This window comes from Nonomuraea gerenzanensis (assembly GCF_020215645.1).
In the GTDB taxonomy this organism is placed as follows: Bacteria; Actinomycetota; Actinomycetes; order Streptosporangiales; family Streptosporangiaceae; genus Nonomuraea; species Nonomuraea gerenzanensis.
This window is the reverse complement of sequence record NZ_CP084058.1, coordinates 4033070-4053769: the sequence shown is the minus strand read 5'-3', so window position 1 is coordinate 4053769 and position 20700 is coordinate 4033070. Positions and strand designations below refer to the sequence as shown.

At 71.9% G+C, this 20700-nt stretch carries 24 protein-coding genes and 1 tRNA gene; 12 read left to right on the top strand and 13 right to left on the bottom strand.

From position 1 onward, the window contains the following. Positions 1-6: 6 nt before the first annotated feature. The 8 genes from LCN96_RS19430 to LCN96_RS19395 all read right to left on the bottom strand — a co-directional run bounded on the left by LCN96_RS19430 (position 7) and on the right by LCN96_RS19395 (position 8983). Entirely contained in the window at positions 7-1089 is a 1083-nt protein-coding gene (locus LCN96_RS19430; RefSeq protein WP_225274258.1) for an alanine racemase, read from the bottom strand. 82 nt (positions 1090-1171) lie between these two features. After that, positions 1172-1930, bottom strand: coding sequence for an IclR family transcriptional regulator (locus LCN96_RS19425; RefSeq protein ID WP_225274257.1), 759 nt, complete (start codon positions 1928-1930; stop codon positions 1172-1174). Positions 1931-1993: 63 nt separating this feature from the next. Continuing rightward, positions 1994-4768, bottom strand: coding sequence for an FAD-binding and (Fe-S)-binding domain-containing protein (locus LCN96_RS19420; RefSeq protein WP_225274256.1), 2775 nt, complete (start codon positions 4766-4768; stop codon positions 1994-1996). 56 nt (positions 4769-4824) lie between these two features. Then, the gene (locus LCN96_RS19415; RefSeq protein WP_225274255.1) at positions 4825-5673 is read right to left on the bottom strand and encodes a fumarylacetoacetate hydrolase family protein; all 849 of its coding nucleotides are present in this window, start codon (positions 5671-5673) and stop codon (positions 4825-4827) included. Between the two features lie 11 nt (positions 5674-5684). Further along, the gene (locus LCN96_RS19410; RefSeq protein WP_225274254.1) at positions 5685-6548 is read right to left on the bottom strand and encodes an SMP-30/gluconolactonase/LRE family protein; all 864 of its coding nucleotides are present in this window, start codon (positions 6546-6548) and stop codon (positions 5685-5687) included. Continuing rightward, positions 6545-7315: an IclR family transcriptional regulator gene (locus tag LCN96_RS19405; RefSeq protein ID WP_225274253.1), complete on the bottom strand. Its 771-nt coding sequence runs from the start codon at positions 7313-7315 to the stop codon at positions 6545-6547. Before LCN96_RS19405 ends, LCN96_RS19410 begins: the two co-directional genes overlap by 4 nt. Positions 7316-7717: 402 nt before the next feature. Continuing rightward, positions 7718-8710: a zinc-dependent alcohol dehydrogenase family protein gene (locus tag LCN96_RS19400; RefSeq protein ID WP_225274252.1), complete on the bottom strand. Its 993-nt coding sequence runs from the start codon at positions 8708-8710 to the stop codon at positions 7718-7720. Between the two features lie 84 nt (positions 8711-8794). Then, positions 8795-8983: a hypothetical protein gene (locus LCN96_RS19395; protein WP_225274251.1), complete on the bottom strand. Its 189-nt coding sequence runs from the start codon at positions 8981-8983 to the stop codon at positions 8795-8797. 164 nt (positions 8984-9147) lie between these two features. On the opposite strand from LCN96_RS19395, the gene LCN96_RS19390 reads away from it, so the two are divergent. From LCN96_RS19390 to LCN96_RS19375, 4 genes are all read left to right on the top strand, one after another. Beyond that, complete coding sequence (locus tag LCN96_RS19390; RefSeq protein ID WP_225274250.1) at positions 9148-9510, top strand: nuclear transport factor 2 family protein; 363 nt, start codon at positions 9148-9150, stop codon at positions 9508-9510. Positions 9511-9627: 117 nt separating this feature from the next. After that, positions 9628-9996 carry a hypothetical protein gene (locus LCN96_RS19385; protein ID WP_225274249.1) on the top strand — a complete coding sequence of 123 codons (369 nt, stop codon included), beginning with the start codon at positions 9628-9630 and terminating at the stop codon, positions 9994-9996. Next, the gene (locus LCN96_RS19380; protein ID WP_225274248.1) at positions 9993-10610 is read left to right on the top strand and encodes a TetR/AcrR family transcriptional regulator; all 618 of its coding nucleotides are present in this window, start codon (positions 9993-9995) and stop codon (positions 10608-10610) included. Before LCN96_RS19385 ends, LCN96_RS19380 begins: the two co-directional genes overlap by 4 nt. After that, entirely contained in the window at positions 10607-11476 is an 870-nt protein-coding gene (locus LCN96_RS19375; RefSeq protein WP_225274247.1) for a GNAT family N-acetyltransferase, read from the top strand. The genes LCN96_RS19380 and LCN96_RS19375 overlap by 4 nt, the downstream gene beginning before the upstream one ends. Positions 11477-11567: 91 nt before the next feature. Here LCN96_RS19375 and LCN96_RS19370 read toward each other — a convergent pair. Then, positions 11568-11644, bottom strand: a tRNA-Pro gene (locus LCN96_RS19370). A gap of 102 nt (positions 11645-11746) precedes the next feature. Between LCN96_RS19370 and LCN96_RS19365 the strand changes: the two genes are divergently transcribed. The 4 genes from LCN96_RS19365 (at position 11747) to LCN96_RS19350 (ending at position 13704) form a co-directional block, all read left to right on the top strand. Continuing rightward, complete coding sequence (locus LCN96_RS19365; protein ID WP_225274246.1) at positions 11747-12172, top strand: helix-turn-helix domain-containing protein; 426 nt, start codon at positions 11747-11749, stop codon at positions 12170-12172. 68 nt (positions 12173-12240) lie between these two features. Next, positions 12241-12789: a hypothetical protein gene (locus LCN96_RS19360; RefSeq protein WP_225274245.1), complete on the top strand. Its 549-nt coding sequence runs from the start codon at positions 12241-12243 to the stop codon at positions 12787-12789. Positions 12790-12794: 5 nt separating this feature from the next. Further along, positions 12795-13496: a hypothetical protein gene (locus LCN96_RS19355; RefSeq protein WP_225274244.1), complete on the top strand. Its 702-nt coding sequence runs from the start codon at positions 12795-12797 to the stop codon at positions 13494-13496. A 7-nt stretch (positions 13497-13503) separates the two neighbouring features. After that, positions 13504-13704: a hypothetical protein gene (locus LCN96_RS19350; RefSeq protein WP_225274243.1), complete on the top strand. Its 201-nt coding sequence runs from the start codon at positions 13504-13506 to the stop codon at positions 13702-13704. Between the two features lie 67 nt (positions 13705-13771). Here the strand turns inward: LCN96_RS19350 and LCN96_RS19345 are convergent, their stop codons facing one another. Both LCN96_RS19345 and LCN96_RS19340 read right to left on the bottom strand, forming a co-directional pair. After that, positions 13772-14185, bottom strand: coding sequence for an ATP-binding protein (locus LCN96_RS19345; protein WP_225274242.1), 414 nt, complete (start codon positions 14183-14185; stop codon positions 13772-13774). Positions 14186-14201: 16 nt separating this feature from the next. Next, complete coding sequence (locus LCN96_RS19340) at positions 14202-14972, bottom strand: SigB/SigF/SigG family RNA polymerase sigma factor (RefSeq protein WP_225274241.1); 771 nt, start codon at positions 14970-14972, stop codon at positions 14202-14204. 176 nt (positions 14973-15148) lie between these two features. Here LCN96_RS19340 and LCN96_RS19335 point away from each other — a divergent pair, with 176 nt between their 5' ends. Further along, positions 15149-15523 (top strand): STAS domain-containing protein, encoded by a 375-nt coding sequence (locus LCN96_RS19335; RefSeq protein WP_225276015.1) that lies wholly within the window; start codon positions 15149-15151, stop codon positions 15521-15523. Here the strand turns inward: LCN96_RS19335 and LCN96_RS19330 are convergent. Then, positions 15520-16239 carry a GAF and ANTAR domain-containing protein gene (locus LCN96_RS19330; protein WP_225274240.1) on the bottom strand — a complete coding sequence of 240 codons (720 nt, stop codon included), beginning with the start codon at positions 16237-16239 and terminating at the stop codon, positions 15520-15522. The genes LCN96_RS19335 and LCN96_RS19330 overlap by 4 nt on opposite strands. 58 nt (positions 16240-16297) lie before the next feature. Between LCN96_RS19330 and LCN96_RS19325 the strand changes: the two genes are divergently transcribed. The 3 genes from LCN96_RS19325 (at position 16298) to LCN96_RS19315 (ending at position 20244) form a co-directional block, all read left to right on the top strand. Beyond that, a complete protein-coding gene (locus tag LCN96_RS19325) occupies positions 16298-18127 on the top strand; it encodes a SpoIIE family protein phosphatase (protein ID WP_225274239.1) in 1830 nt (609 codons plus the stop codon). Positions 18128-18233: 106 nt separating this feature from the next. Next, complete coding sequence (locus tag LCN96_RS19320; RefSeq protein WP_225274238.1) at positions 18234-19337, top strand: glycosyltransferase; 1104 nt, start codon at positions 18234-18236, stop codon at positions 19335-19337. Positions 19338-19527: 190 nt separating this feature from the next. Continuing rightward, entirely contained in the window at positions 19528-20244 is a 717-nt protein-coding gene (locus tag LCN96_RS19315; RefSeq protein WP_225274237.1) for a glycoside hydrolase family 16 protein, read from the top strand. Here the strand turns inward: LCN96_RS19315 and LCN96_RS19310 are convergent. Then, complete coding sequence (locus LCN96_RS19310) at positions 20241-20546, bottom strand: DUF6966 domain-containing protein (protein ID WP_225274236.1); 306 nt, start codon at positions 20544-20546, stop codon at positions 20241-20243. The genes LCN96_RS19315 and LCN96_RS19310 overlap by 4 nt on opposite strands. Positions 20547-20700 lie beyond the last annotated feature (154 nt).

Sequence of the window (20700 nt, the reverse complement as noted above, 5' to 3'; positions counted from 1 at the left end):
TTCCCGCTAGCGCACCGCGCCGCGGGCGGCGACACGAAGCTCGGTGGTGACCCGGCCGTCCTCGACCCCGTGGGCGACGTCGAAGAGGTTCACGGCCGCGCACGCGTGGCTGGGGATGAGCTGCGCCCGCGTGCCGACCGGCAGCTCGTCGTGGTGGCCCGCCTCCAGGCGGGCCACGCCGTGCTCCTCGTTGAGGAAGTCCAGGTGCAGGTACGGCAGGCCGACGGCCCTGATCCAGCCCGGCGTGCCCGCGCCGTCGGAGGTCAGGCACTTGGTGCCGGCGTCGAAGACCACCCGCTCGGGGACGGATCGGGCGATCACGGTGGTCAGCACGCGGGCGGCGGCGCTCTCCTCGGTGGCCACGCCCAGGCGCATCATCGCGGTGTCGTTGAAGATGTAGGTGCCGGGCCGGATCTCGGTCACTCCGGCGACCCCGGCCGCGTACCGGGCGGTCGGGGTGGAGCCGACGCTGATCTCGCGCAGCTCGATGCCGTCGCGCAGGCACAGCTCGGCCGTGGCCACGAGGTCCTCCCCCTCGCGGCGGGCGGTCTCCTCCAGCTCGGCGCGGTCGCGTGAGTGGTAGGCGTGCCCGGCCAGCGTCAGCAGCCCCACGACCTCGATCCCGGGGACGGCGGCGATCTCGGCCACCAGGTCGGCGGTGGGCCGGCCCGGCGGCCTGCCCAGCCGGTGCTGCCCGGTGTCCACCTCCACCAGCACCTCCACCGGCGGGCCGCCCAGCCGGCCGAGCCCGGCGGCCACCTCGGGTGAGTCGAGGCTGACCCGCACCCGGGCGCGCTCGCGCAGCGCGGCCAGGCGGCGCAGCTTGGGCTCGCCCCAGATCGGGAAGGCCAGCAGGATGTCGTCGACGCCCGCGTCGGCCATCACCTCGGCCTCGCCGAGCTTGGCGCAGGTGATGCCGCTCGCGCCGGCGTCGAGCTGCATGCGGGCCAGCTCGGGCATCTTGTGGGTCTTGATGTGCGGTCGCAGCCTGACGCCGTGCGCCGCGGCCGTCTTGGCCATCTCGGCGATGTTGGCCCTGACCGCGTCGAGGTCGATGACGAGCGAGGGGGTATCGAGCTCGAGGTACATGCAGGTACGGCTCCTCCGGGAGAAGTTCTCCCCGAAGATAGCACTCATTCCGTATAGCGCACCAGCATTCCGTATAGCGGAATCAGACGTGCTCGGTGACCGCCTTCCGCAGGCCGTGGCCGATCTCCTCCATCCGCGCCGGCGACATGCGGTCCTTCAGCGCCGTCACGCTCACCGCCGCCACCGGCGCCGTCCTGCCCATGAACACCGGCACCGCCACGCACCGCACCCCCGGCTCGTTCTCCTCCAGGTCGAGCGCGTAGCCGCGCTGACGCACCTGGTCGAGGTGGGTGGCCAGCTTGGCAGGGCTGGTGAGCGTGTTGCGGGTCCTGCCCGACAGCGGGCCGAAGCGCTCCGCCCACGCCTTGACCGACTCGTCGGTCGGGTACGTCCAGGCCAGCAGCGCCTTGCCGACGCCCGTGCAGTGGGCGGCGTTGCGGCCCCCGATCACCGAGGTCATCGTGATCGACCGCACCGCCTCCACCTTGTCGACGTAGACGACCTCGCCGCCGTCGAGCGTGGCCATGTGCACGGTCTCGGCGAACTCCTCGCTCACCCGCAGCAGCAGCGGGCGCACGAGCGTGCGCAGGTCCATCGTCTCGTAGAACCTGAAGGCCGTGGCCAGCAGCTCGGTGCCGAGGAAGTACGGCCCGCTCGGCTCGGGCTGCGCCGCGAACCCGCGGTGCTTCAGCGCGCCGAGCAGGCGGTGCAACGAGCTCTTGGGCAGCCCGAGCCGGGTGGCGAGCTCGTCGAGCGTAACGCCCCTGCTGTGCCTGCCGATCTCCTGGAGGATCAGCAGGGCGCGATCGACGCTCCCCACGGGGGACTGGGCCTCGGCCACCACACACTTCCATTCTGTTCCGCTGCATGGAACGCTGACGCGTATGGTGGAATCCTACGTCACCTACGGCGCGGTGGCCCGGTCGAGCAGTTCGAGCAGGTGCTGGTACTGCTTCCCGGTGGCCCTGGTGAGGCCCAGCTCGCAGGTGCGGTTCACCGAGGCGTGCCCCGCGAAGTCCCCGCCGCGCACGGCGGCGGCCTCCTCCCGGGTCGCGGAGGCGGTCAGCTCGGGATGGAGCAGGCCCCAGTCACCGGCGAAGGCGCAGCACTGCCAGCCGTCCGGCACCACCACCTCCTCGGCCACGGCCCCGGCGATCCGCCTCAGGGCCGCGTCCAGGCCGAGGCGGGTGGAGGAGCAGGTGGGGTGCAGGGCCAGGGACGGCAGCCGGCGCTTGACGGGCAGGAGCGGCAGGAGGCGGTCCGCGGTGTAGGCGACCGCGTCGAGCACCTCTACGGGAACGGCGTCCACGAGCCGGTGGAAGCCCTCCGTGCAGGACGCGGCGTCGCTGACCACCGGGATGCGGCCGCCGTCCGTCGCCTTGAGCAGCGCGTCCTGGACCCGCTCCCCCATGGCCGCGTACCCGTCCGCGTAGCCCTTGGACGACCAGGGCGTGCCGCAGCACAGCCCGCCGATCCCCTCGGGCACGCGCAGCCGCACGCCGGCCCGCCGGGCCAGGCGCGCGAAGGCCACCATCACGCCAGGGCCGCCGTCGGCGGGCGCGAAGAGCGTGTTCAGACAGGACGGGACGTAGACCACGTCGGCGTCGGCGGCCGGGAGCGGACGACGGCGCATCCCGCCCCTGGGCAGGTCGCGGCTCCACTGCGGCACGGCGTCGCTCACCCGGCGGGCGGCCCGTGCGGCGGATTCGGGCAGCGCGGGCGGGGTGGCGGCGGCGGTGTCGAGGGCGAGGTTCATCGCCCGGGTGACGCCGTCCCAGTGCCCGGCGGCCGTCTTCCATCCCCTGCGGGCGGCCCGGCCGTGGCGCTCGGCGCGCAGGCGCTTGGTCAGGTCGCCGGTGTTGATCAGGACGGGGCAGGCGGTGGCGCACATGCCGTCCACGGCGCAGGTGTCCACGGCGTCGTAGCCGTACTCGGACTCCAGCTCGCCCGCCAGCTCCTCGTCGCCCGCCGCGCGGGCGGCGGCCAGCTCCCGCCTGAGCACGATGCGCTGGCGCGGGGTGGTGGTCAGGTCGCGGCTGGGGCAGACCGGCTCGCAGTAGCCGCACTCCACGCACCGGTCCACCTCGGGCTCGACGGTGACGACGGGCTTGAGGTCGCGCAGGTGGGCGTCCTGCCGCCCGGTCAGCACGACACCCGGGTTGAGCGTGCCGGCCGGGTCGCACAGGCGCTTGATCTCGCGCATCACCTCGTACAGCTCGTCGCCGTACTGGCGGCGGACGAACGGGGCCATCACCCGGCCGGTGCCGTGCTCGGCCTTCAGCGTGCCGCCACGGGAGAGCACGGCCTGCACCATGTCCTCGGTGAAGGCGGCGTAGCGGTCCAGCTCGGTCTCGAAGTGCTCGTTGAGCATGAAGTGCAGATTGCCGTCCTTGGCGTGGCCGAAGACGACGCTGCGCTCGTACCGGTGCCGCGTGAACAGCTCGGTCAGCTCGTCGCACAGGCCGGCCAGGGCGGGCACGGGGACGGCGACGTCCTCCAGCAGGGCGGTGGTGCCGCTGGGGCGGGCGCCGGCGACGGAGGCGTACAGGCCCTTGCGGATGTGCCACAGCGCCGCCCTGCCGCCCGCCTCCCTGCTCAGCCTGGCGGGGACGGCCGGGTCCAGCGCGGGCAGCAGCTCGGCGGCGGCCCGCTCCCGGTCCGCCAGCAGGTCCTCGTCCGGCTCCTGCCACTCGACCAGGAGCGCGGCGTGCTCGGTCACGGCGAGCGAGCGCAGCACCTCGTCCGCCTGGGCGTCCGCCTGGGCCACCCGCAGCGACTCGGCGTCCAGCAGCTCGACGGCGGCGGGGGCGAGCTCGACGAGCTGCGGCATGGCGGCCATCGCCGCGTGCAGGGTGGGCAGGACGAGCAGGCCGGTGGCGGCCAGCCGGTGCGCGGGCACCGTGCGGAACACCGCCTCGGCGACGAAGCCCAGCGTGCCCTCGCTGCCGATGACGAGGTGGGCCAGGATCTGCGCGGGCGTGTCGTGGTCGAGCAGGCTGTTCAGCCCGTAGCCCATGGTGTTCTTGAGCGAGAACTGCTCCCGGACCCGCCGCACCGAGTCCGGATTTTTCCGGACTCGGTCGCGCAGTCGGACGAGGCCCTCCGCCAGCGCGGGCTCCAGCGCGCGCAGCCGCTCGTCGGCGTCGGCGGCCCCGGTGTCGAGGACGGTGCCGCTGGGCAGCACGATCGTCATCGACTCCAGCGTCCGGTACGTGTTGGCGTGCGTGCCGCACGTCATGCCGCTGGAGTTGTTGGCCACGACGCCGCCGATCGTGCACGCCGACTCGCTGGCCGGGTCGGGGCCGAGCTTGCGCCCGTACGGGGCCAGGCGGGCGTTGACCTGCCGCAGCACCGCTCCGGGCTGCACCCGCACGCGCTCGCCCGCGTCCAGCACCTCGATCGAGCGGAAGTGCCGACGGGTGTCGACGAGCAGGTGCTCGCTGACGGCCTGCCCGCTCAGGCTGGTGCCGCCCGAGCGGAAGGTGAGGGGCAGGCCGGTGCGCAGCAGCGCCGCCACCTGCTCCGCGCTCTCCGGCACCAGCACGGCCTGCGGGGTGAGCAGGTAGTGGGAGGCGTCGTGCGCCATGCCCAGCCTGTCACTCGCCCGCGTCCTGGTGATGCCGGGGACGGCGGCCTCCACCTTGGCCAGGACGGCGGGATCGGGTGCGGTCAGGCTCATGCTCTCTCCGTTGTTCGACGCGGGTGCCTCGGCGTGGACGCCTCGGCGTGGGTGCCTCAGCGTGGGGCGACGACATTCTGTCGCTGGCTGCCCAGGCCCTCGATGCCCAGCTCCATCACGTCGCCGGGCTGGAGCCAGATCTGCGGGTCGTGGCCCATGCCGACGCCGGGCGGGGTGCCGGTGTTGATCAGGTCGCCGGGCTCCAGGACCATGAACTGGCTCAGGTGGTGCACGATGACGTACGGGTCGAAGATCATGGTCTTGGTGGTGCCGGTCTGGCGGCGGGTGCCGTTGACGTCGAGCCACATGGCCAGGTTCTTCACGTCGGCGATCTCGTCCGGCGTGACCAGCCACGGCCCCGCCGGGTTGAACGTCTCGGCCGACTTGCCCTTGCTCCACTGCCCGCCGCGCTCCATCTGGAAGGCGCGCTCGCTGACGTCGTTGACCACGCAGTAACCCGCGATGTGGTCGCGCGCCTCCTCCACCGAGTCGAGGTAGGAGGTGCGGCGGCCGATGACGATGCCCAGCTCCACCTCCCAGTCGGTCTTGGTGGCGCCGCGCGGGATGCGCACGTCGTCGTACGGGCCGATGAGCGTGTTGGGCGACTTGGTGAACAGGATCGGCTCGTCGGGCACGGCCTGCCCGGTCTCGGCGGCGTGGTCGCTGTAGTTCAGCCCGATGCACAGGATCTGGTGCGGCCGGGCGATCGGCGCGCCGACCCGCTCACCGGCGAACTCCTGGGGCCGGCCGGTGGCGACCTTGCCGGCGAGCAGCGCGGCGCCGCCGGCGGCGAAGAAACGCTCGTCGAAGTCGGGGGTGACGTCGGAGACGTCGATGTAGTGGTGCTCGTCCACACGGACGACGGGCTTCTCGGCGCCGGGCGCGCCGATGCGCATGAGGTACACGGGGGCCTCTCTCAGCAGGGGTTCCAGTAGGGGACGGGCAGGCCGCGGACGCCGACCTTCGCGGTGAACAGCCGGCCGTCGCCGGGGCCCGGCTCGGCCAGGCCGGTGCGGGCGGTGGTGATGACCAGGACGTCGAGGTCAGGGCCGGCGAAGACGGGGCAGGAGGTGTGCGGCGCGCCGGTCTCGACCACGTCGAGCAGCTCTCCCCCGGTGCCGCGGCACTCGACGCGGCCGAGCCCCCAGTTGGCGATCCACAGGTTGCCGTCGGCGTCGGCGCACATCCCGTCGGGCGAGCCGTCGGTGATCGTGAACGCCTCCCGCCGCGGCCCCGTCCTGCCGCTGTCGGGGTCGTAGTCGCGGACCCAGATCGTGCCGGGGACGGTGTCGACGTTGTAGAGCCGCTCCCCGACCCAGGCCAGGCCGTTGGACAGCACCAGGTCGGTGTCGAGAGTCGTCAGGCCGGTCTCGTCGAGCCTGGCCAGCACCTCCTGCCCGTGCCGGTCGTCCTGCGCCAGGCTGCCGATCAGGAACCGGCCCGCCGGGTCCACGGCGCCGTCGTTGAGCCGGCTGTGCACGCCCTCGGGCAGCACCCTGGCCAGCTCCGTACGGCTGCCGTCGGTGCCGACCCGGATCAGCGTGGCCTGGCCGGCGACGATCAGCTCGCCGCCGGCCGCCACGGCCACCGCGCCCACGGTGCCGTCGAAGACGTGCTCGCCGGTGGCCGTGATCCGCCCTGTTCCGGTGTCGAGGCGGCCTTCGTACACGGTGCCCGCGACGATGTCGACCCACAGCAGGCGCTGCCGGGCGGCGTCCCACACGGGGCCCTCCCCCAGCGTGTAGACCTCGGCCGAGGCGGGGACAGCGGTGAACGTCAAGGAAGTTCCTCTCCTGAGGCGATGGCGCGGATGGCGGGCAGGTCGCCGACGAGCTTGCTCAACGGGGTGCGGTAGGTCAGGCCGCTGACGCTGATCGCGCCGCTGGGCACGGTCGGCGAGGTCAGGTACGCCGCGACGGCCACGCAGTTGACGCCGGGCTCGTTCTCCTGGTCGTCGGCGGCGTAGCCCTGCTCGCGGATGCGCACCAGCTCCTCGTGCAGCTCCTCCACCGTGCCGATCGAGCGCTCGGTCGGCCGTTCGAGCGTGCGCCCGCCCACCCAGTCGCGCACCGCCTCCCGCGTCCTGAGCACGCCGGCGAGCAGCACCTTCCCGACCGCCGTGCAGTGGGCGGGATTGCGGCCGCCCACCACCGAGGTGAGCCGCACCGCCCCGGCGGCCGGGTCGAGCTTGGACCGGTAGACGACCGAGGGCCCGTCGAGCACGGCGTAGTGCGCCGTCTCGCCGTAGCGTTCGCACAGTGCCTTGAGCACCGGCATGACGCGGACGTGATCGGGCCGCGCCTCGTGATGGGCGAAGGCCATGCGCAGGAACTCGTCGCCCAGGACGTACCGGCCGTGCCCGTGCTGGGTGGCGAGGCCGGCGCGCCGTAACGCGGCCAGCGCGCGGTGCACGGTCGGCTTCGGGCTGGCCACCGCCCGCGCCATCTCCTCCAGCCCGATGCCGTCGGGATGGCGCGCCAGCTCGGCCAGCACCGCAAGCACCCGGTCGGAGCCGACGAGCTTGTCCGCGGAACTCTGCTCGGACATGTTCCGAACAGTAGACCATCATTCCATCAAACGAAAGTTCACCCCTCCGGCGTCACGTCGCAGCCCGCCGCCGCACTCCGGGGCAGCCAGCTCAGCGGCTGCGCCTACACGATCGGCGCCCTCACGGTGGACGTCGGCCTGTACGCCCTGGACCCCTCGATGGACAGCGCCGCCCGGATGGCCGACGCCTACACCTACCGCAAGGGCACGCCCATCGACGACCTGGGCGACGCGGCCGCCGTGGCCACGTACGACGACAGCGACCCGAAGCTCGCCGCACTCGCGGGCAGCGGGCGGCTGGTCGCGGTCGACCACGACGCGATCCTCGTGATCGACGGCCCGGAGGAGGCCGTGGAGCACGCAGGTCGCGAGGGAGATGTGGCCCAAGATGGGTTCGCTCTCCTAGACGGTGACCACGATCTTGCCCACCTGCGCGTTCGACTCCAGGTACCGGTGCGCCTCGACGATCTCCGCCAGCTCGAACGCGCGGTCCACGACCGCCCTGAAGGCCCCCGACCGCAGCCCGGACGCCACGAACGCCGCCGCCCTGCGCAGCCGCTCGGGCCTGGTCGTGGTCTCCAGCATCGTGTACGTCCGCATGGCCAGCGCGGGCATGCCCAGCTCGATCCCGGGATAGGGCGTCGGCTCCCCGCTCAGCGCCCCGTACACCAGCAGCCTGCCGTCGTCCGCGACCACCCTGGCCAGATCCCGCACCCCCGGGCCGGCGACGGCGTCGAGCACGATCTCGGCCCCGCGCCCCCCGGTCAGCGCCAGCACCCGCTCGGCCACGTCCTCCTCCTCGGTGACGATCACCTCCGCCGCGCCCTCCTTCAGCAGCGCCTCCTTCTTGGCGGCGGTGCGGGTCAGGGCGATCGGCGTGGCACCGAGCCGGTCGGCGACACGCAGGGCGGCCAGCCCCACGCTGCTCGAGGCCGCGTTCAGCACGACCGTGTCACCGGGACGCATCCCACCGGCCTCCATCAGCGCGCCGTAGGCCGTCACGTACGCCATCCACACGGCGGCTCCCTCGACCGCGCCGAGCCCCTCCGGCCGGGGCAGCACCGCCGAAGCGGGCACGATCATCCGCTCGCCGTACACCCCGTAGTCGTTCATCGAGAACGTCTGCACCGTGCTGACCGGCTCCCCCGGCCGCAACCCCGTCACCCCTGCCCCGACCGCCTCCACGACGCCCGCGGCCTCCGTGCCCAGCGTGGCGGGGAACCTCTTGACGGGCTCGATGTAAAGGCCGGAGCGGAACAGCGCCTCCGACCGGTTCAGCCCGAACGCCTCCACCCTGATCCGCACCTCGCCGGGCCCCGGGTCACGCTCCTCCACGTCCTGCACCCGCATCACCCCGGGCCCGCCGAGCTCGCTGAACAACACCGTCCTGGCCATCGCACAGTCCTTCCGTCACAGGAAATGGCGGGAACCACTCCAGCACGGAAGTTCGATGGCTGTCAAACTTTGACGGCTATCGTCCTAGACCGGGCGCTTGGCGCCCGACTCGCCGTCGGCCAGCACGCCGCTGACCTGCGGCGTACGGACGACGGTCGCGGCGTTGCACGGATCCGACGCGCCCGCCTGCGCCGGCGCGGGGTTCAGCACCAGCACGGCGCCCAGTGCGGCAGCCGCGGCGGCTGCACGGCGAGTCCGGGTACGGACCTTCATGAGGTTTCCTCCTGTCTACGGGTGATCACGGACGTGCTGCTCACCAGCATCGGCTCCACACCCCCTCCCGTCCACCCCGAATCTCCCTTTTCCGCTAGTTGCGCACCACACCTGGTCCCGTATCGTCCCCACCAGTGATCCTGATCACGTGAGGGATGGTGGCCATGTCCGTCAACGCGATACGGCGCGTCTTCGAGGTGGTGGACTCCTTCGACGCCGAGGCGTTCGCCCGGCTGCTGGCCGAGGACGCCACGCTGGTGTTCGCGAACGCCGAGCCGCTGGTCGGCCGCGCGGCCATCGCCGCCGGGATCGGGGAGTTCTTCGGCACGATCGGCGGCCTGCGGCACCGCGTCATCAGGACGTGGGAGGCCGGCGACGACAGCATCGCCGAGACCGAGGTGACCTACCGGCGGCTCGACGGCAAGGACGTCACCGTCCCCGCCGTGTCGATCTGGCGCACCCGCTCCGACGGCCTCATCACGGACTACCGCATCTACATCGACCTCGCCCCCGTCTACGCCACCTGATCCGCCATAACGTCAGCCATGACCATCCTAAAGTCCTCACTTGGGGACTTGTAAGTCCTCACGCGAAGACTTATCGTCGACTGCAGCAACCTCTCCACCCGGCGATCAGGAGATGCCATGTACGCAGTCGTCCGCCACTACAGCACGCCCCCCGACGCGGTCGAGGCGATGATCTCGGCCGTGGACGACGAGTTCGCCGACCGCGTCCCCCAGGAGGTCGGCGCCGCGCTCTACACCGCCGTCGACACCGGCGGCGGCACGGCGACCACCATCACCGTCTACGCCGACGAGCAGGCCGCGGTCCGCTCCGAGGCCGCCGTCGCCGCGCTCCAGCAGAACCTCGGCGAGCGGTTCGGCGTCAAGGAGATCGCCGCGCACCGGGGCGAGGTCGTGGTGAGCCGCGCGAGCGACGCGATCGCCCGCCCGGTGCGCTTCAGGGGCCAGCTCTCCCCCACGGAGCCCGGGGGCCTAGCCTCTCCTCCATGAACAGGACAGGACGGCGGCCCGGCGCCTCGACCACCCGGGAGGAGATCCTCACGGCGGCGGCCGAGGCGTTCAGCACCGGCGGCTACGAGGCCACCAGCATGCGCCAGGTCGCCGCCGTGGCAGGGGTGGACCCGGCTCTGGTGCGGCGCTTCTTCGGCGGCAAGGAGCAGCTGTTCGCCGCGGCCGTGAGCGAGGTCTTCCAGCCGGAGCACGCCGTGGCCATGCTGCTGGACGGCCCACGGGGCAGGCTGGGCGAGCGGCTGGTCACGTACGTCCTGGGCCTGCTGGGCGAGGTGGAGCGGCCGGGCCCGCTGCTCGGGCTGATGCGCTCGGCGGCCACCAGCGAGCCCGCCGCCGCCCTCATCAGGACCTTCCTGGCCGAGGAGATGCTCGGCAGGGTCACCAGCAAGCTCGGCGTGGACCATCCCGACCTGCGCGCCGCCCTGGCCGCCGGGCAACTCGTCGGGCTGGTCATCAGCCGCTACGCCGTCCGCCTGGACGCCCTGGTCGCCGCCGGCCCGGCCGAGCTGACGGGCTGGGTGGCGCCCGTCCTGCAGCGCTATCTCACCGGCCGGGCTCCCGTCGTGGGAGACGGTGAAGAGGTGAACGCATGACCGACCTGCCGGACGTGCCCGCGGGATCATGGGGCGACGCGCCTGGCGTGCGCGCCGCCACGCTCGACGACATGCCCGCGGTGCGCCGCGTGGCCAGGCGCTTCGGCCTGCTGAGCGGCTGGCCGCCCGGCGCCCCCGACTTCCTCGACGCCGAGCGCACCCTCGGCACGCTGCTCGTCGCCCCCGCCCACCCCGCCGACGCGAGCGAATCGGCGCGCGGCTTCGGCGGGACGCTGCGCAGAGGCGACCTGACCCACCTGGGCGACCTGTTCGTCCTGCCCGCCCACCAGTCCTCAGGCATCGGCCGGACGCTGCTGTCGCGGTTGCTGGCCGGAGACGGCCCCAAGGCCACCTTCGCCTCTTCCGACCCCCGCGCGATCAGCCTGTACATCCGGCACGGACTGCGCCCCTGGTGCCCGCTGCTCTACCTGACAGGACCGGCGACGACGGGCCTGCCGGCCCCGCCCGTACGCCCGACGCCCCCCGACGCCATCGCGCCCCTCGACAGTCACGTCTCAGGCGGTGACCGTCACGACACCCTCACCTGGTACGCCACCCTGCCCGGCGTCCAGGCGTACACGACGGGCGAGGGCTACGCCTTCACCCGCACGACCGCCGGCGAAACGCTGATCGGCCCGGCAGGCGGCACCACGCCGCAGAACTGCGCGACCGCCGTCCTCGGCGCCCTGGCCGCCACCGGCACCCCGGGCACGGCCAAGCTCGCCCTGCCGGGCCTTCACCCTCTCGTGCCGACGCTGATCGCGGCCGGCTGGCGCATCGCGGACCTGGACACCCTCATGGCGGACGACGCCGCCCTCGCCCTGATCCACCCCGACCGTTACGCTCCTCACCCGGACCTCGGCTGAGCGGCTCGGCCATCGGCCTGGCGCAACGCACCCATCCCATGCGAAAGGGTGCCACCCGAACGAGTGACACCCTCGATGACCAGCAAGAATCTGGTCGGGACGACAGGATTTGAACCTGCGACCCCTTGACCCCCAGTCAAGTGCGCTACCAAGCTGCGCTACGTCCCGGCTGTGCTGTGTCGGCCGCTCCTCGCGGAGCGGGACGTCATAACCTTAGCGCACATCGGACGTGCACGCGTACACGGAGAAGTCGGGAGCGGAGGCGGCCAGGTGGGGCGTAAGCCGACCATTGATCGCGAGGAGCTGGCGCGGCGGGTGGCCGAGGGGATGAGCGTGCAGGAGCTGGCCGCTCACTTCGGCGTCAGCGAGTCGGGGGTGCTGCAGGCCAAGCGGGCCGCCGGGCTGGCCAAGCCGATGCTGGACCACAGCGCCGCGCTGCCGTGGAAGCTGGCCCGCGCGCACGCGCAGTCCGGCCCCGCCACGAACCTGCGGAATCTGTCGGCGGCGGCCCAGGGCAAGCCGCCGGCGGCGGAGCGGCTGAACACGGCGCTGCGGTGGGCGCAGCGGCTCGTCGATGCCGGGCTCGACGTGCGGTACGACGCCGCGGAGGGGTTCACCGAGGTGCCCGCAGCCCCGCAGGGCTCGCACGTCGCATCCGTGCTGGCCGCGGCCAGGAAAGCGCTCGACGCCCGCTGAAAAAGGCGTTTCGACCTGCCGTTCGAGGGCAGTCGCTGGTCTCGACACAGAGACCGGAGGCGAACATCATGACCACCTGGGCATGGGTGGCCGTCGTCGTGGTCGCGGTGGTGGCGCTCGCCGCAGTCGGATATTTCGTGCTGCAGCAGCAGAAGCGTCGCACCCATCTCCGCGAACGCTTCGGCCCGGAGTACGAACGCATAGTAGCCGAGCACGACAATCGCCGCGAGGCCGAGCAGGAGCTGCTCGATCGCGAGCAGCGGCATGCGGAGCTCGACATCCGCCCCTTGACGCAGGAGTCGCGCGACACCTACGCCAACCGGTGGACCGAGGTGCAGGAACGCTTCGTGGACGCACCTGGGTTCGCGGTGACCGAGGCCGACCAGCTGGTCACCGCGGTCATGGCGGAGCGCGGCTACCCCACGGAGAACTTCGAGCAGCGGGTGTCCGACCTGTCGGTGGGGCACGCCGCGACGCTCGACCACTACAGGACGGCTCACGAGATCAGCGGGCGCGCGGCCAGGAAGGAGGCCTCCACCGAGGACCTCCGGCAGGCCATGGTGCACTACCGCGCGCTGTTCGAGGAGCTGCTGCACGAGACCAGCCGAGGACGGTGAACGATATGAGCAGCGACGAGCTGAAGGTTCCGTCGCAGCAGCAGCACAACGACCTCCATGACGACGATCACGACCGGGACCGGGTGAGAACCGACCCCGTCGATGACGAGGAGTTCGCCCGCAGCGAGGCCAGGACCGAGGATCTGTCGCGGCACGACGCCGACGGCGAGGTCTACGACGACGAGGCCGACCGCGAGCGGGTGACCGGCCGCGACCCCCGCGCCGACGACGAGTACGCGGCAGCCGTCCCCGGCGCCGCCGTCCCCGTCACGGGCGTCCCGGTCACGGGCGGCCCCGTTCCGGAAACCGACCCCGACCCCGACCCCGCGCACCCCGCCCCCGCCCACGCCGCCCCCGACGACATCGTGCTGTTCGACCAGGACCCCTCCGAGGTGCAGGCCCGCTGGCGCGACCTGCAGTCCTCCTTCGTGGACGACCCGGGCGAGGCGGTGCAGCGTGCCGACGGCCTGGTGGGCGAGGTGGTGGAGTCTCTCACCAGCACCCTGACCAACCGGACGAACGCCCTGCGCGACCGCTGGAAGGAGACCGGGAGCAGCGCCGACACCGAGCAGCTGCGCCTGGCCCTGCGCGACTACAGGACGGTCCTGGAGCGGCTGCTGGCGCTGTCCAGCAAGTCCCCGGCGCAACCGGCACAACCGGCGCCGGCCGCGCAGCCTGATCAGTTCCAGAGTCAGGGAATGAGGTGACACAGAAATGCTCGCAGTCATCGCAGCGATCATCTTCGGGCTGGGCTTCCTGCTCGACCTGGTAGGCGCGTCGATTCCCGGCGGGTTCTCCGGCATGACGTTCGTCCTGCTGGGGCTGACCCTGCTGGCCCTGCACCAGGCAGGCGTCGGCACGGCCAGCATCCGCACGGGTTACAGCAACTGGCGCGGCGGCAGAGCCCGCCGGTGAGTGAACGATGCACACAGCAGCGGATCGCCGGGTGGCACGGCCACCCGGCGATCCGCTGTCACGAACGTCAGCTCTTCCCGGGGAATCTCATGATCACCGTGCTGCCGCCGCTGCCGACGCGCAGGGTCAGGTCGGACGAGAGCAGCCGGGCCACCCACAGCCCCATGCCGCCGACGGCCCCCGGCATGGGACCGGGCTTCCAGGCGCCCTCGTCGTGCACCTCGACGATCAGATCCCCGCTGATCACCCAGGTACGCATGCGGGCGTCGTCGGCCCCGTGGGTGACGGCGTTGGTCGCCACCTCGTTGACGGCGATGACGAAGTCGCCGATGGCCTCTTCCGGCATGCCGACGGCCCTGGCCTCGTCCTCGGCGAACTGCCGGACCTCTGGCAGGTCCGGCAGGCGGAACAGCAGTGTCTTCACGGGCGCGCCGGGTGGCGGGCTCGTGTAGCCCGACTGAGGCTCGACGTCCTCGTTCACCCGGCGACCGCCCTCGTCAGCCGACCAGCTCGGTGCGAAGCTGGTCGAGAACCTTGCGGAGAATACGCGAAACATGCATCTGGGAGATTCCGAACTCGGCTGCGATCTCGGCCTGCGTCATGTTGCCGAAGAAGCGCAGCAACAGGATGTGCTTCTCACGGGAGGGCAGCGCGTCGATGAGCGGTTTGACGGCTTCCCTGTCGACCATGTTGCTCAGCGTGTCGTCGTCCTCCGGGATGACGTCGCCGAGCGAGGCGGCGTCGTCGTCGGTGCCGAGCGGCGCGTCGAGCGACAGTGTGCTGTACGCGGCGGAGGCGTCGAGCGTGAGCAGAACGTCCTCCTCGCTGATGTTCATCTTCGCGGCCAGCTCGGCCACGGTCGGCGACCGGCCGAGGTCCTGGCTGAGGTCGGCCACGAGCCGGTTGAGCTCGGAGCGGCGCTCCTGGTAGAGCCGGGGCACCCGGATCGCCCAGGTGCGGTCGCGGAAGTGGCGCTTGACCTCACCCGTCATGGTGACGACCGCATACCCGCGGAACGCGTGCCCGAGGGTGGGGTCGAAGCCGTTGACGGCCTTCATCAGGCCAACATACGCGGCCTGGAGGAGATCTTCCAAAGGTTCGCCCCGGTAGCGGTAGCGCCGGGCGATCTCCATGGCGAGCGGCCGGTGCATCTCGACGATGCGCTCACGCAGGCGTTCCCTGTGGCTGTCGGGCGTCTCTTCCCTGGCCATCTCGGCCAGCAGTTCTTCCGCGGTCATCTCCTCGAGGACGTATTCCTGCACAGCCATCGCTGCTCCTCATATGGGTCGCAGGCGGCCTGCCGCAAAAGGAAAAAGCCCATGCAGAGGCACGCCTCGCTCTACTCTCGAGACCGAAGCCCTCTGCTGGACTTCGGCTCCAGTATCCCCCATGCCTCGGGAAGTATTCCTCGATCGTGCGGTGACAGTAGGGTTGCTCCGTGACAATGCCGGAGAACGGCGAGGAGCCAGTGGCGGCCCTCAGCCTGACGTCGTCGACCGTGGACGAGATCACCGTGGTCAGGGTCGACGGCGTCCTAGACGCCACGACACGGGCCCAGTTCGCCGACTATCTCGCGATGGCGGGCTCGGACCTGATTCTGAACCTGGCCGGGGTGACGTTCATGGATTCGCGCGCCCTCGGCCTGATCGTGCACCACTGGCAGACGAGCCTGGCGGCCAACGCCAAGTTCGCGCTGATAGGAGTCGAATACTCCAAGTCGAAGGTGATGTGGATCACCGGCCTGGCCCAGCGCCTGCCGCTCTACGACACATTGGAGGACGCACTGGCCGCGCTCAGCAATCCCGCCGACCCCCGTTAGCGCCTCGACGACTTGCGCTGGTGCTCGTCGACCAGCAGCCTGGCCAGGTCGGCCACCTTGACCTGGTGGTGCTGGGAGATCCTGCGCAGCTCCTCGAAGGCGGCCTCGGCGGTGCACCCGCTGGTCTGCATGATGATGCCCTTGGCCTGGTCGATCACCGAGCGGCCGGCCAGGGCCTCCTGGAGCTGCGCGTGGTCGGTGCGCACCTCCTCGAACTCCCACATGTTCGCCATCGCCACGCCGACCTGCTCGGTCAGCATGTCGGCGAGCGAACCGGCGCCCTGCGGGGAGAACGCCCCGGGGCGTACGGAGTAGAGGCCGACGACGAGCAGGGCGGGCGGCACCTCGATGGGCACCACGAGCGCCGAGCGCACGCCCCAGCGGGTGGCCAGCGCGTCGTAGCGGGGCCAGCGGGTCTCCTTGAGCACGTCCGTGACCGTGGCGCGGCCACCGCTCTGCCTGGCCTCGATGGAGGGGCCCTCCCCCAGCTCGCGCTCGCCTTCGACGAGCATGATCAGCTCGCTGTGGGAGCCGGAGACGAGCACCCGGTGGTCGCGCCAGTGCTCGGCGGAGGCGCCCGAGCAGTTGGGCACGCCCGCGGCCAGCGCTGTGGTCAGCCCGCGCAATACGCTTTCCGTCGAGGTGTCCTCCCCCAGCCGGCCCAGTGCGGCGAGGTCTCTGGCTAGTCCGGGGGTGATCATCGCGGTCGATTCCATAGCAACAAGCTTCTACCCCTTATGGCTAGCATTATCCCGAGTGGCGTAGCGTCAGACCATGACCATGCCGGACCTCGAACACGCGCTTGACGCGCTGGCCGGGCGCGTCTCCTCGTTGCGCGAGGCGAGGGCCGCCTACCCCGCCGACCTGGCCCCCACGCTCGACGCCGCGCTCGCCGAGCTCGACACCGCCGCCGAACTGCTGGCCGAGGCCCGCGAGGAGCTGCGCAAGGCTCCCAAGCGGGCCGGTCGCAAGGACGGCGGCCAACGCGAGCTGAAGCTGCTGCGCCAGGTGCTGCGCGCCTTCCCCGTGCCCGTCATCGTGCTCGACGGCGGCGGGGTGGTCCGGCGGATCAACCCCGAGACCTCCCGCGTGCTGGGCAGCCCCGACGGCTACCTCGTGGGACGGTCGTTCCCGCTGCTGGTGGACGTGTCGCGGCGGGCCGCGTTCCGCTCCCACCTGACGTCGGTGCTGCAGACCGGGCAGCCGGCGGCGTTCGAGACGCGGCTGGCGCACCAGGGGCGCACGCACACCGTCCAGCTCGCGCTGACCAGGCTGACGATGCCGGGCGAGCCGCAGCAGATGGTCGCGGCGGTGGCGCTGCCGACCGAGGTGCAGCTGCCCGAGCCGGGCGCGCGCCGGCCCGAGCAGAGCGACGGCGCGCTGCTGCTGGCCGCGGCCAGGCGCCAGGACCTGCTGACCCGGGTCAGCAGGCTGCTGCTGGACGAGGAGGCGCTGCTGCGCCCCGTCGCTCTGCAGCGGGCGTCGCGGCTGCTGGCGGCCGAGTGGGCCGACTGGGTGATCGCCGACATGGTGCGTGACGGGGCGCCGCGCCGCTCGGTCGTCATGGCGCCGAAGAACCACCCGCTGGGCGGCCTCGTCCGGCAGGTCGAGTCCGCCGATCCGGCGACGAGCCAGCTCGTGCTGCAGGTGCTGGAGCGCGGCTCCGGCGTGGTGCTGGAGATGGTGGACGACGACACGCTGCTCGGCTTCTGCGCCGACGGGCCGCTGCTGACCGTGATGGGCGCCGGCTCGGTGCTGTGCGTGCCGATCGGCCGCGGCGACGGGGCGCTGACGCTGGTGCGCTCGCACGACACGCCGCCGTTCGCGCTGGCGGACCTGGCCGTCCTGCAGGAGGTGGGGCTGCAGATGGGGCTGGCCGTACGGTCCCAGAGCAGCTTCCAGAGCCGCTCCAGGGCCGCCGACGCCCTGTCGGCCAGCGTCGCCCCGCGCAACCTGCCCGACGTGCCCGGCTACGAGGCCGCGGCCGTCTACCACCCGGGCTCGTCGGTGGGCGCCGAGTTCTACGACGTCTTCCCCGTCTCGGGCGGCTGGGGCTTCGCGCTGGGCGGGGCCGCGGGCAAGGGCGAGGAGGCGGCCTCGGTCAGCGCCATGGTGCGCGGCGGGCTGCGCGTGCTCAGCGTCTGGGACTCCGACCCCGACCTGGTGATGCGCAAGGTCAACCAGGCCCTGGTGGCGCAGGGCACGGGCATGTTCGTGATGGCCGTGGCGGGGTTCGTGCAGGGGCGGCGGATCCACATGTCGTCGGCCGGGCACCATCCGGCCGTGCTGCTGCAGCCCGACGGCGGGGTGCGCTTCGCCGAGGGCGGCGGCGTGCCGCTGGGCATCTCACCCGAGGCCGAGACCGGGGTCGAGACGCTGACCATCGCTCCCGGCGAGACGCTGGTGCTCTACTCGGAGGGGCTGATCTCCTCCAGGAACGAGCACGGCGAGCCGTACGGGGAGGAGCGGCTGGCCGACGTGCTCAGCCGGTGCGCCGGTCAGGCGCCGTCCACCGTGGTCAAGGCGGTGGAGGCGGACCGGCACGCGTTCTCCGGCGGCCAGGTGTGGGACGAGATCGTGGTCTTCGCGCTCCGAGGTGTCTGATCTGCGGGGGTTTGCGATCGACGGAAATCTGGGTATGGTCGAAGGCGTAGAACGACGTGCCTAAGACGCAGGCACACCTTTGAGGCTTTCCACGCTGAGGTGTGCCATGAATATTGCGATCGTCGCTTCCGCAAACGGTAACCAGCGCCACCGCATCCTGTCCGTCGCACGCGAGCTGGGGCGCGAGCACCACGTCACCATCTACTCCCGCCGTGACAACTCCGATGGCAAGCCCAAGACGCGGGTGGCCCCGGGTGTCACTCTGGAGCACATCGACGTGGGGCCCGCCAAAGAGCTCGTGGGCGACGACGTGGTGCCGTACCTCAACGAGGTGGGCAACCAGTTGATGAAGCGGTGGAGCCAGGAGCGTCCCGACGTGATCCACGCGCACTCGTGGACCGGCGGGCTGGTCGCCGTGGCGGGCGCCAAGGGGCTGGGCGTTCCCGTCACGCAGACGTTCTACACGGTCGACACCACGCACATGGAGCTGGAGCGGGCGCTCGGCCGCCGGGCCGACGCGGTCATCGCGGGCTCGGGTGACGAGGAGTCGGCACTGATCAGGCTGGGCGTGCCGCGCAACAACATCGCCGTGGTGCCGTACGGCGTGGACACCGAGCGCTTCCAGCGCCGGGGGGCGATCGCCACGCGCGGCAGCCGCAAGCGCCTCCTGCACGTCGGGCCGCTGTCGATCGACCGCGGCGCGCACACCATCGTGCGGGCGCTGCAGGGCCTCGGGGACGTCGAGCTGGTCATCGCCGGCGGGCCCGAGCCGGAGGACCTCGACCAGGACAGGGACGCGCGCCGCCTGCGCGCGCTGGCGGAGCAGCTCGGCGTGGCCGACCGGGTGACGCTGCTCGGCCAGGTCAAGCGGGCCGCCGTGCCGAAGCTGATGCGCAGCGCGGACGCCGTGGTGTCGGTGCCGCGCGAGGCCGTGACGGGCATCGTGGCGCTGGAGGCGATGGCCTGCGGCGTGCCGGTGATCGCCTCGGCCGTGGGCGCGCACCTCGACTCCATCATCGACGGCGTCACCGGGCTGCTGGTGCCGCCGGACCGGCCCGCCCGCACCGCGCGGCTGGCCCGCGAGCTGCTCTACGACCCGACCCTGCGTACCGCGCTGGGCTACGCGGGCGCCGACCGGGCGCGCTCGCGCTATTCCTGGGAGCGGGTGAGCCAGGAGCTGGTCCGCGTCTACGAGGCGGCCTGCGCCTGACCTTCGCGAGATCTCCGGCAGGTGGCGGTGGCCACCTGCCGGCGCCATTTCCAGACCGTCTTACGCGTACCTGGCGGCCCGGGGCGAGCCCGCCTGGTACGGCCACTCGGCGCCCCGCGCGGCGTGCCCAGAGTGACAGATGGGACAGAAGGGTTGTTATCCGAGTGAGATCTTTGCTTCGATGGACCGCATGCCTCAACGCAGCCGGATCCTGGCGGCGGTCGCCCTGGCGGGCGTCGCCGCCCTCCCGCAGCCCGCGCACGCGCAGACCGCCACGCCGTGGGGCCGCCCCGTCCTCGTCGAGAACTTCAACGGCTCCGCCATCGACACGAACCGCTGGATGATCTACCACTCGCCCCAGGCCGCCCGTAACCCGCGCACGGGCAAGGCGGCCACGGTCTCGGGCGGCGTGCTGCGGCTCAAGGGCGGCCTGTACGGCGGCAAGGACCTGTCGGGCGGCGTGGCGACGCGGCTCGCCCAGCAGTACGGCCGGTGGGAGGTCAGGTTCAGGGCGGAGGCCGGCGCCGGCTACACGCCGGTGGCGCTGCTGTGGCCGACCTCGCAGGACGACGGCTACTCCGAGGTCAACTTCGCCGAGATCGTCGACCCGAAGCGGCAGGGCGGCGGCATCTTCGTCCACAGCGAGCAGGGGCGGGCCAGGAAGGTGCTGCGGGGTGACTTCACGCGGTGGCACACGGCGGCGGTGGACTGGGTGCCGGGGCGGCTGACGTTCTGGCTGGACGGGCGGAAGGTCTGGGACTATCGGGGGGCGCACGTGCCCGAGGGGCGGCGGATGGGGCTGGCGTTGCAGAACGACGTGGTGTGCGAGCCTCGGTGCCGCGACTCCTCCACGCCTGAGACCGTGTCGATGTATGTGGACTGGGTGAAGGTCTACAAGGCGCGTTAGCGCAGCTCGTCCCGGGCCGCTTGGAACAGCCGCCTGCGCAGCTCGTAGAACTCTTCCTGCTCCGGCAGCACCTCGCCCGACTCCATCAGCACCACGTCGGCGAAGCTGCCCATGCCGCCGTACAGGCGGATGATGGTGCGGACGGCCTGCTGGAGCAGGTCGGCAGAGTCGCGGTCGCGGGCCTCCTCGACCATCAGGTCCAGGCGTCCGAGCCCTGCGGCGGAGGAGGCGTGCGGCTCGCCGAGACCTTCCAGCAGCTCGATCAGCGCGCCGAGCGCCTCGCGCACGCGGTCTTCCTCCATGGGCCCCGTGCTCCTACTCGAAGATGGTGGCCGCGGTGAGCGTCTGGCCGATCAGCCACCATGAGGGCTGATCGGGTTCTCGGCCGCCTGAGCCATGGCGGTGATGAGCCCGGCGAGTGACGCCGTCCTTCGAGAAACGTATGGTGATCACCTG

What these genes read in the sequence shown, in the direction of transcription:
- LCN96_RS19405 (WP_225274253.1), bottom strand. Translation starts at nt 7,315, where the DNA reads ATGTCCGAGCAGAGTTCCGCGGACAAGCTCGTCGGCTCCGACCGGGTG.
- LCN96_RS19380 (WP_225274248.1), top strand. Translation starts at nt 9,993, where the DNA reads ATGAACAGGACAGGACGGCGGCCCGGCGCCTCGACCACCCGGGAGGAG.
- LCN96_RS19395 (WP_225274251.1), bottom strand. Translation starts at nt 8,983, where the DNA reads ATGAAGGTCCGTACCCGGACTCGCCGTGCAGCCGCCGCGGCTGCCGCA.
- LCN96_RS19385 (WP_225274249.1), top strand. Translation starts at nt 9,628, where the DNA reads ATGTACGCAGTCGTCCGCCACTACAGCACGCCCCCCGACGCGGTCGAG.
- LCN96_RS19430 (WP_225274258.1), bottom strand. Translation starts at nt 1,089, where the DNA reads ATGTACCTCGAGCTCGATACCCCCTCGCTCGTCATCGACCTCGACGCG.
- LCN96_RS19335 (WP_225276015.1), top strand. Translation starts at nt 15,149, where the DNA reads ATGCCGGAGAACGGCGAGGAGCCAGTGGCGGCCCTCAGCCTGACGTCG.
- LCN96_RS19320 (WP_225274238.1), top strand. Translation starts at nt 18,234, where the DNA reads ATGAATATTGCGATCGTCGCTTCCGCAAACGGTAACCAGCGCCACCGC.
- LCN96_RS19325 (WP_225274239.1), top strand. Translation starts at nt 16,298, where the DNA reads ATGACCATGCCGGACCTCGAACACGCGCTTGACGCGCTGGCCGGGCGC.
- LCN96_RS19340 (WP_225274241.1), bottom strand. Translation starts at nt 14,972, where the DNA reads ATGGCTGTGCAGGAATACGTCCTCGAGGAGATGACCGCGGAAGAACTG.
- LCN96_RS19390 (WP_225274250.1), top strand. Translation starts at nt 9,148, where the DNA reads ATGTCCGTCAACGCGATACGGCGCGTCTTCGAGGTGGTGGACTCCTTC.
- LCN96_RS19360 (WP_225274245.1), top strand. Translation starts at nt 12,241, where the DNA reads ATGACCACCTGGGCATGGGTGGCCGTCGTCGTGGTCGCGGTGGTGGCG.
- LCN96_RS19330 (WP_225274240.1), bottom strand. Translation starts at nt 16,239, where the DNA reads ATGGAATCGACCGCGATGATCACCCCCGGACTAGCCAGAGACCTCGCC.
- LCN96_RS19420 (WP_225274256.1), bottom strand. Translation starts at nt 4,768, where the DNA reads ATGAGCCTGACCGCACCCGATCCCGCCGTCCTGGCCAAGGTGGAGGCC.
- LCN96_RS19400 (WP_225274252.1), bottom strand. Translation starts at nt 8,710, where the DNA reads ATGGCCAGGACGGTGTTGTTCAGCGAGCTCGGCGGGCCCGGGGTGATG.
- LCN96_RS19310 (WP_225274236.1), bottom strand. Translation starts at nt 20,546, where the DNA reads ATGGAGGAAGACCGCGTGCGCGAGGCGCTCGGCGCGCTGATCGAGCTG.
- LCN96_RS19355 (WP_225274244.1), top strand. Translation starts at nt 12,795, where the DNA reads ATGAGCAGCGACGAGCTGAAGGTTCCGTCGCAGCAGCAGCACAACGAC.
- LCN96_RS19315 (WP_225274237.1), top strand. Translation starts at nt 19,528, where the DNA reads ATGCCTCAACGCAGCCGGATCCTGGCGGCGGTCGCCCTGGCGGGCGTC.
- LCN96_RS19375 (WP_225274247.1), top strand. Translation starts at nt 10,607, where the DNA reads ATGACCGACCTGCCGGACGTGCCCGCGGGATCATGGGGCGACGCGCCT.
- LCN96_RS19350 (WP_225274243.1), top strand. Translation starts at nt 13,504, where the DNA reads ATGCTCGCAGTCATCGCAGCGATCATCTTCGGGCTGGGCTTCCTGCTC.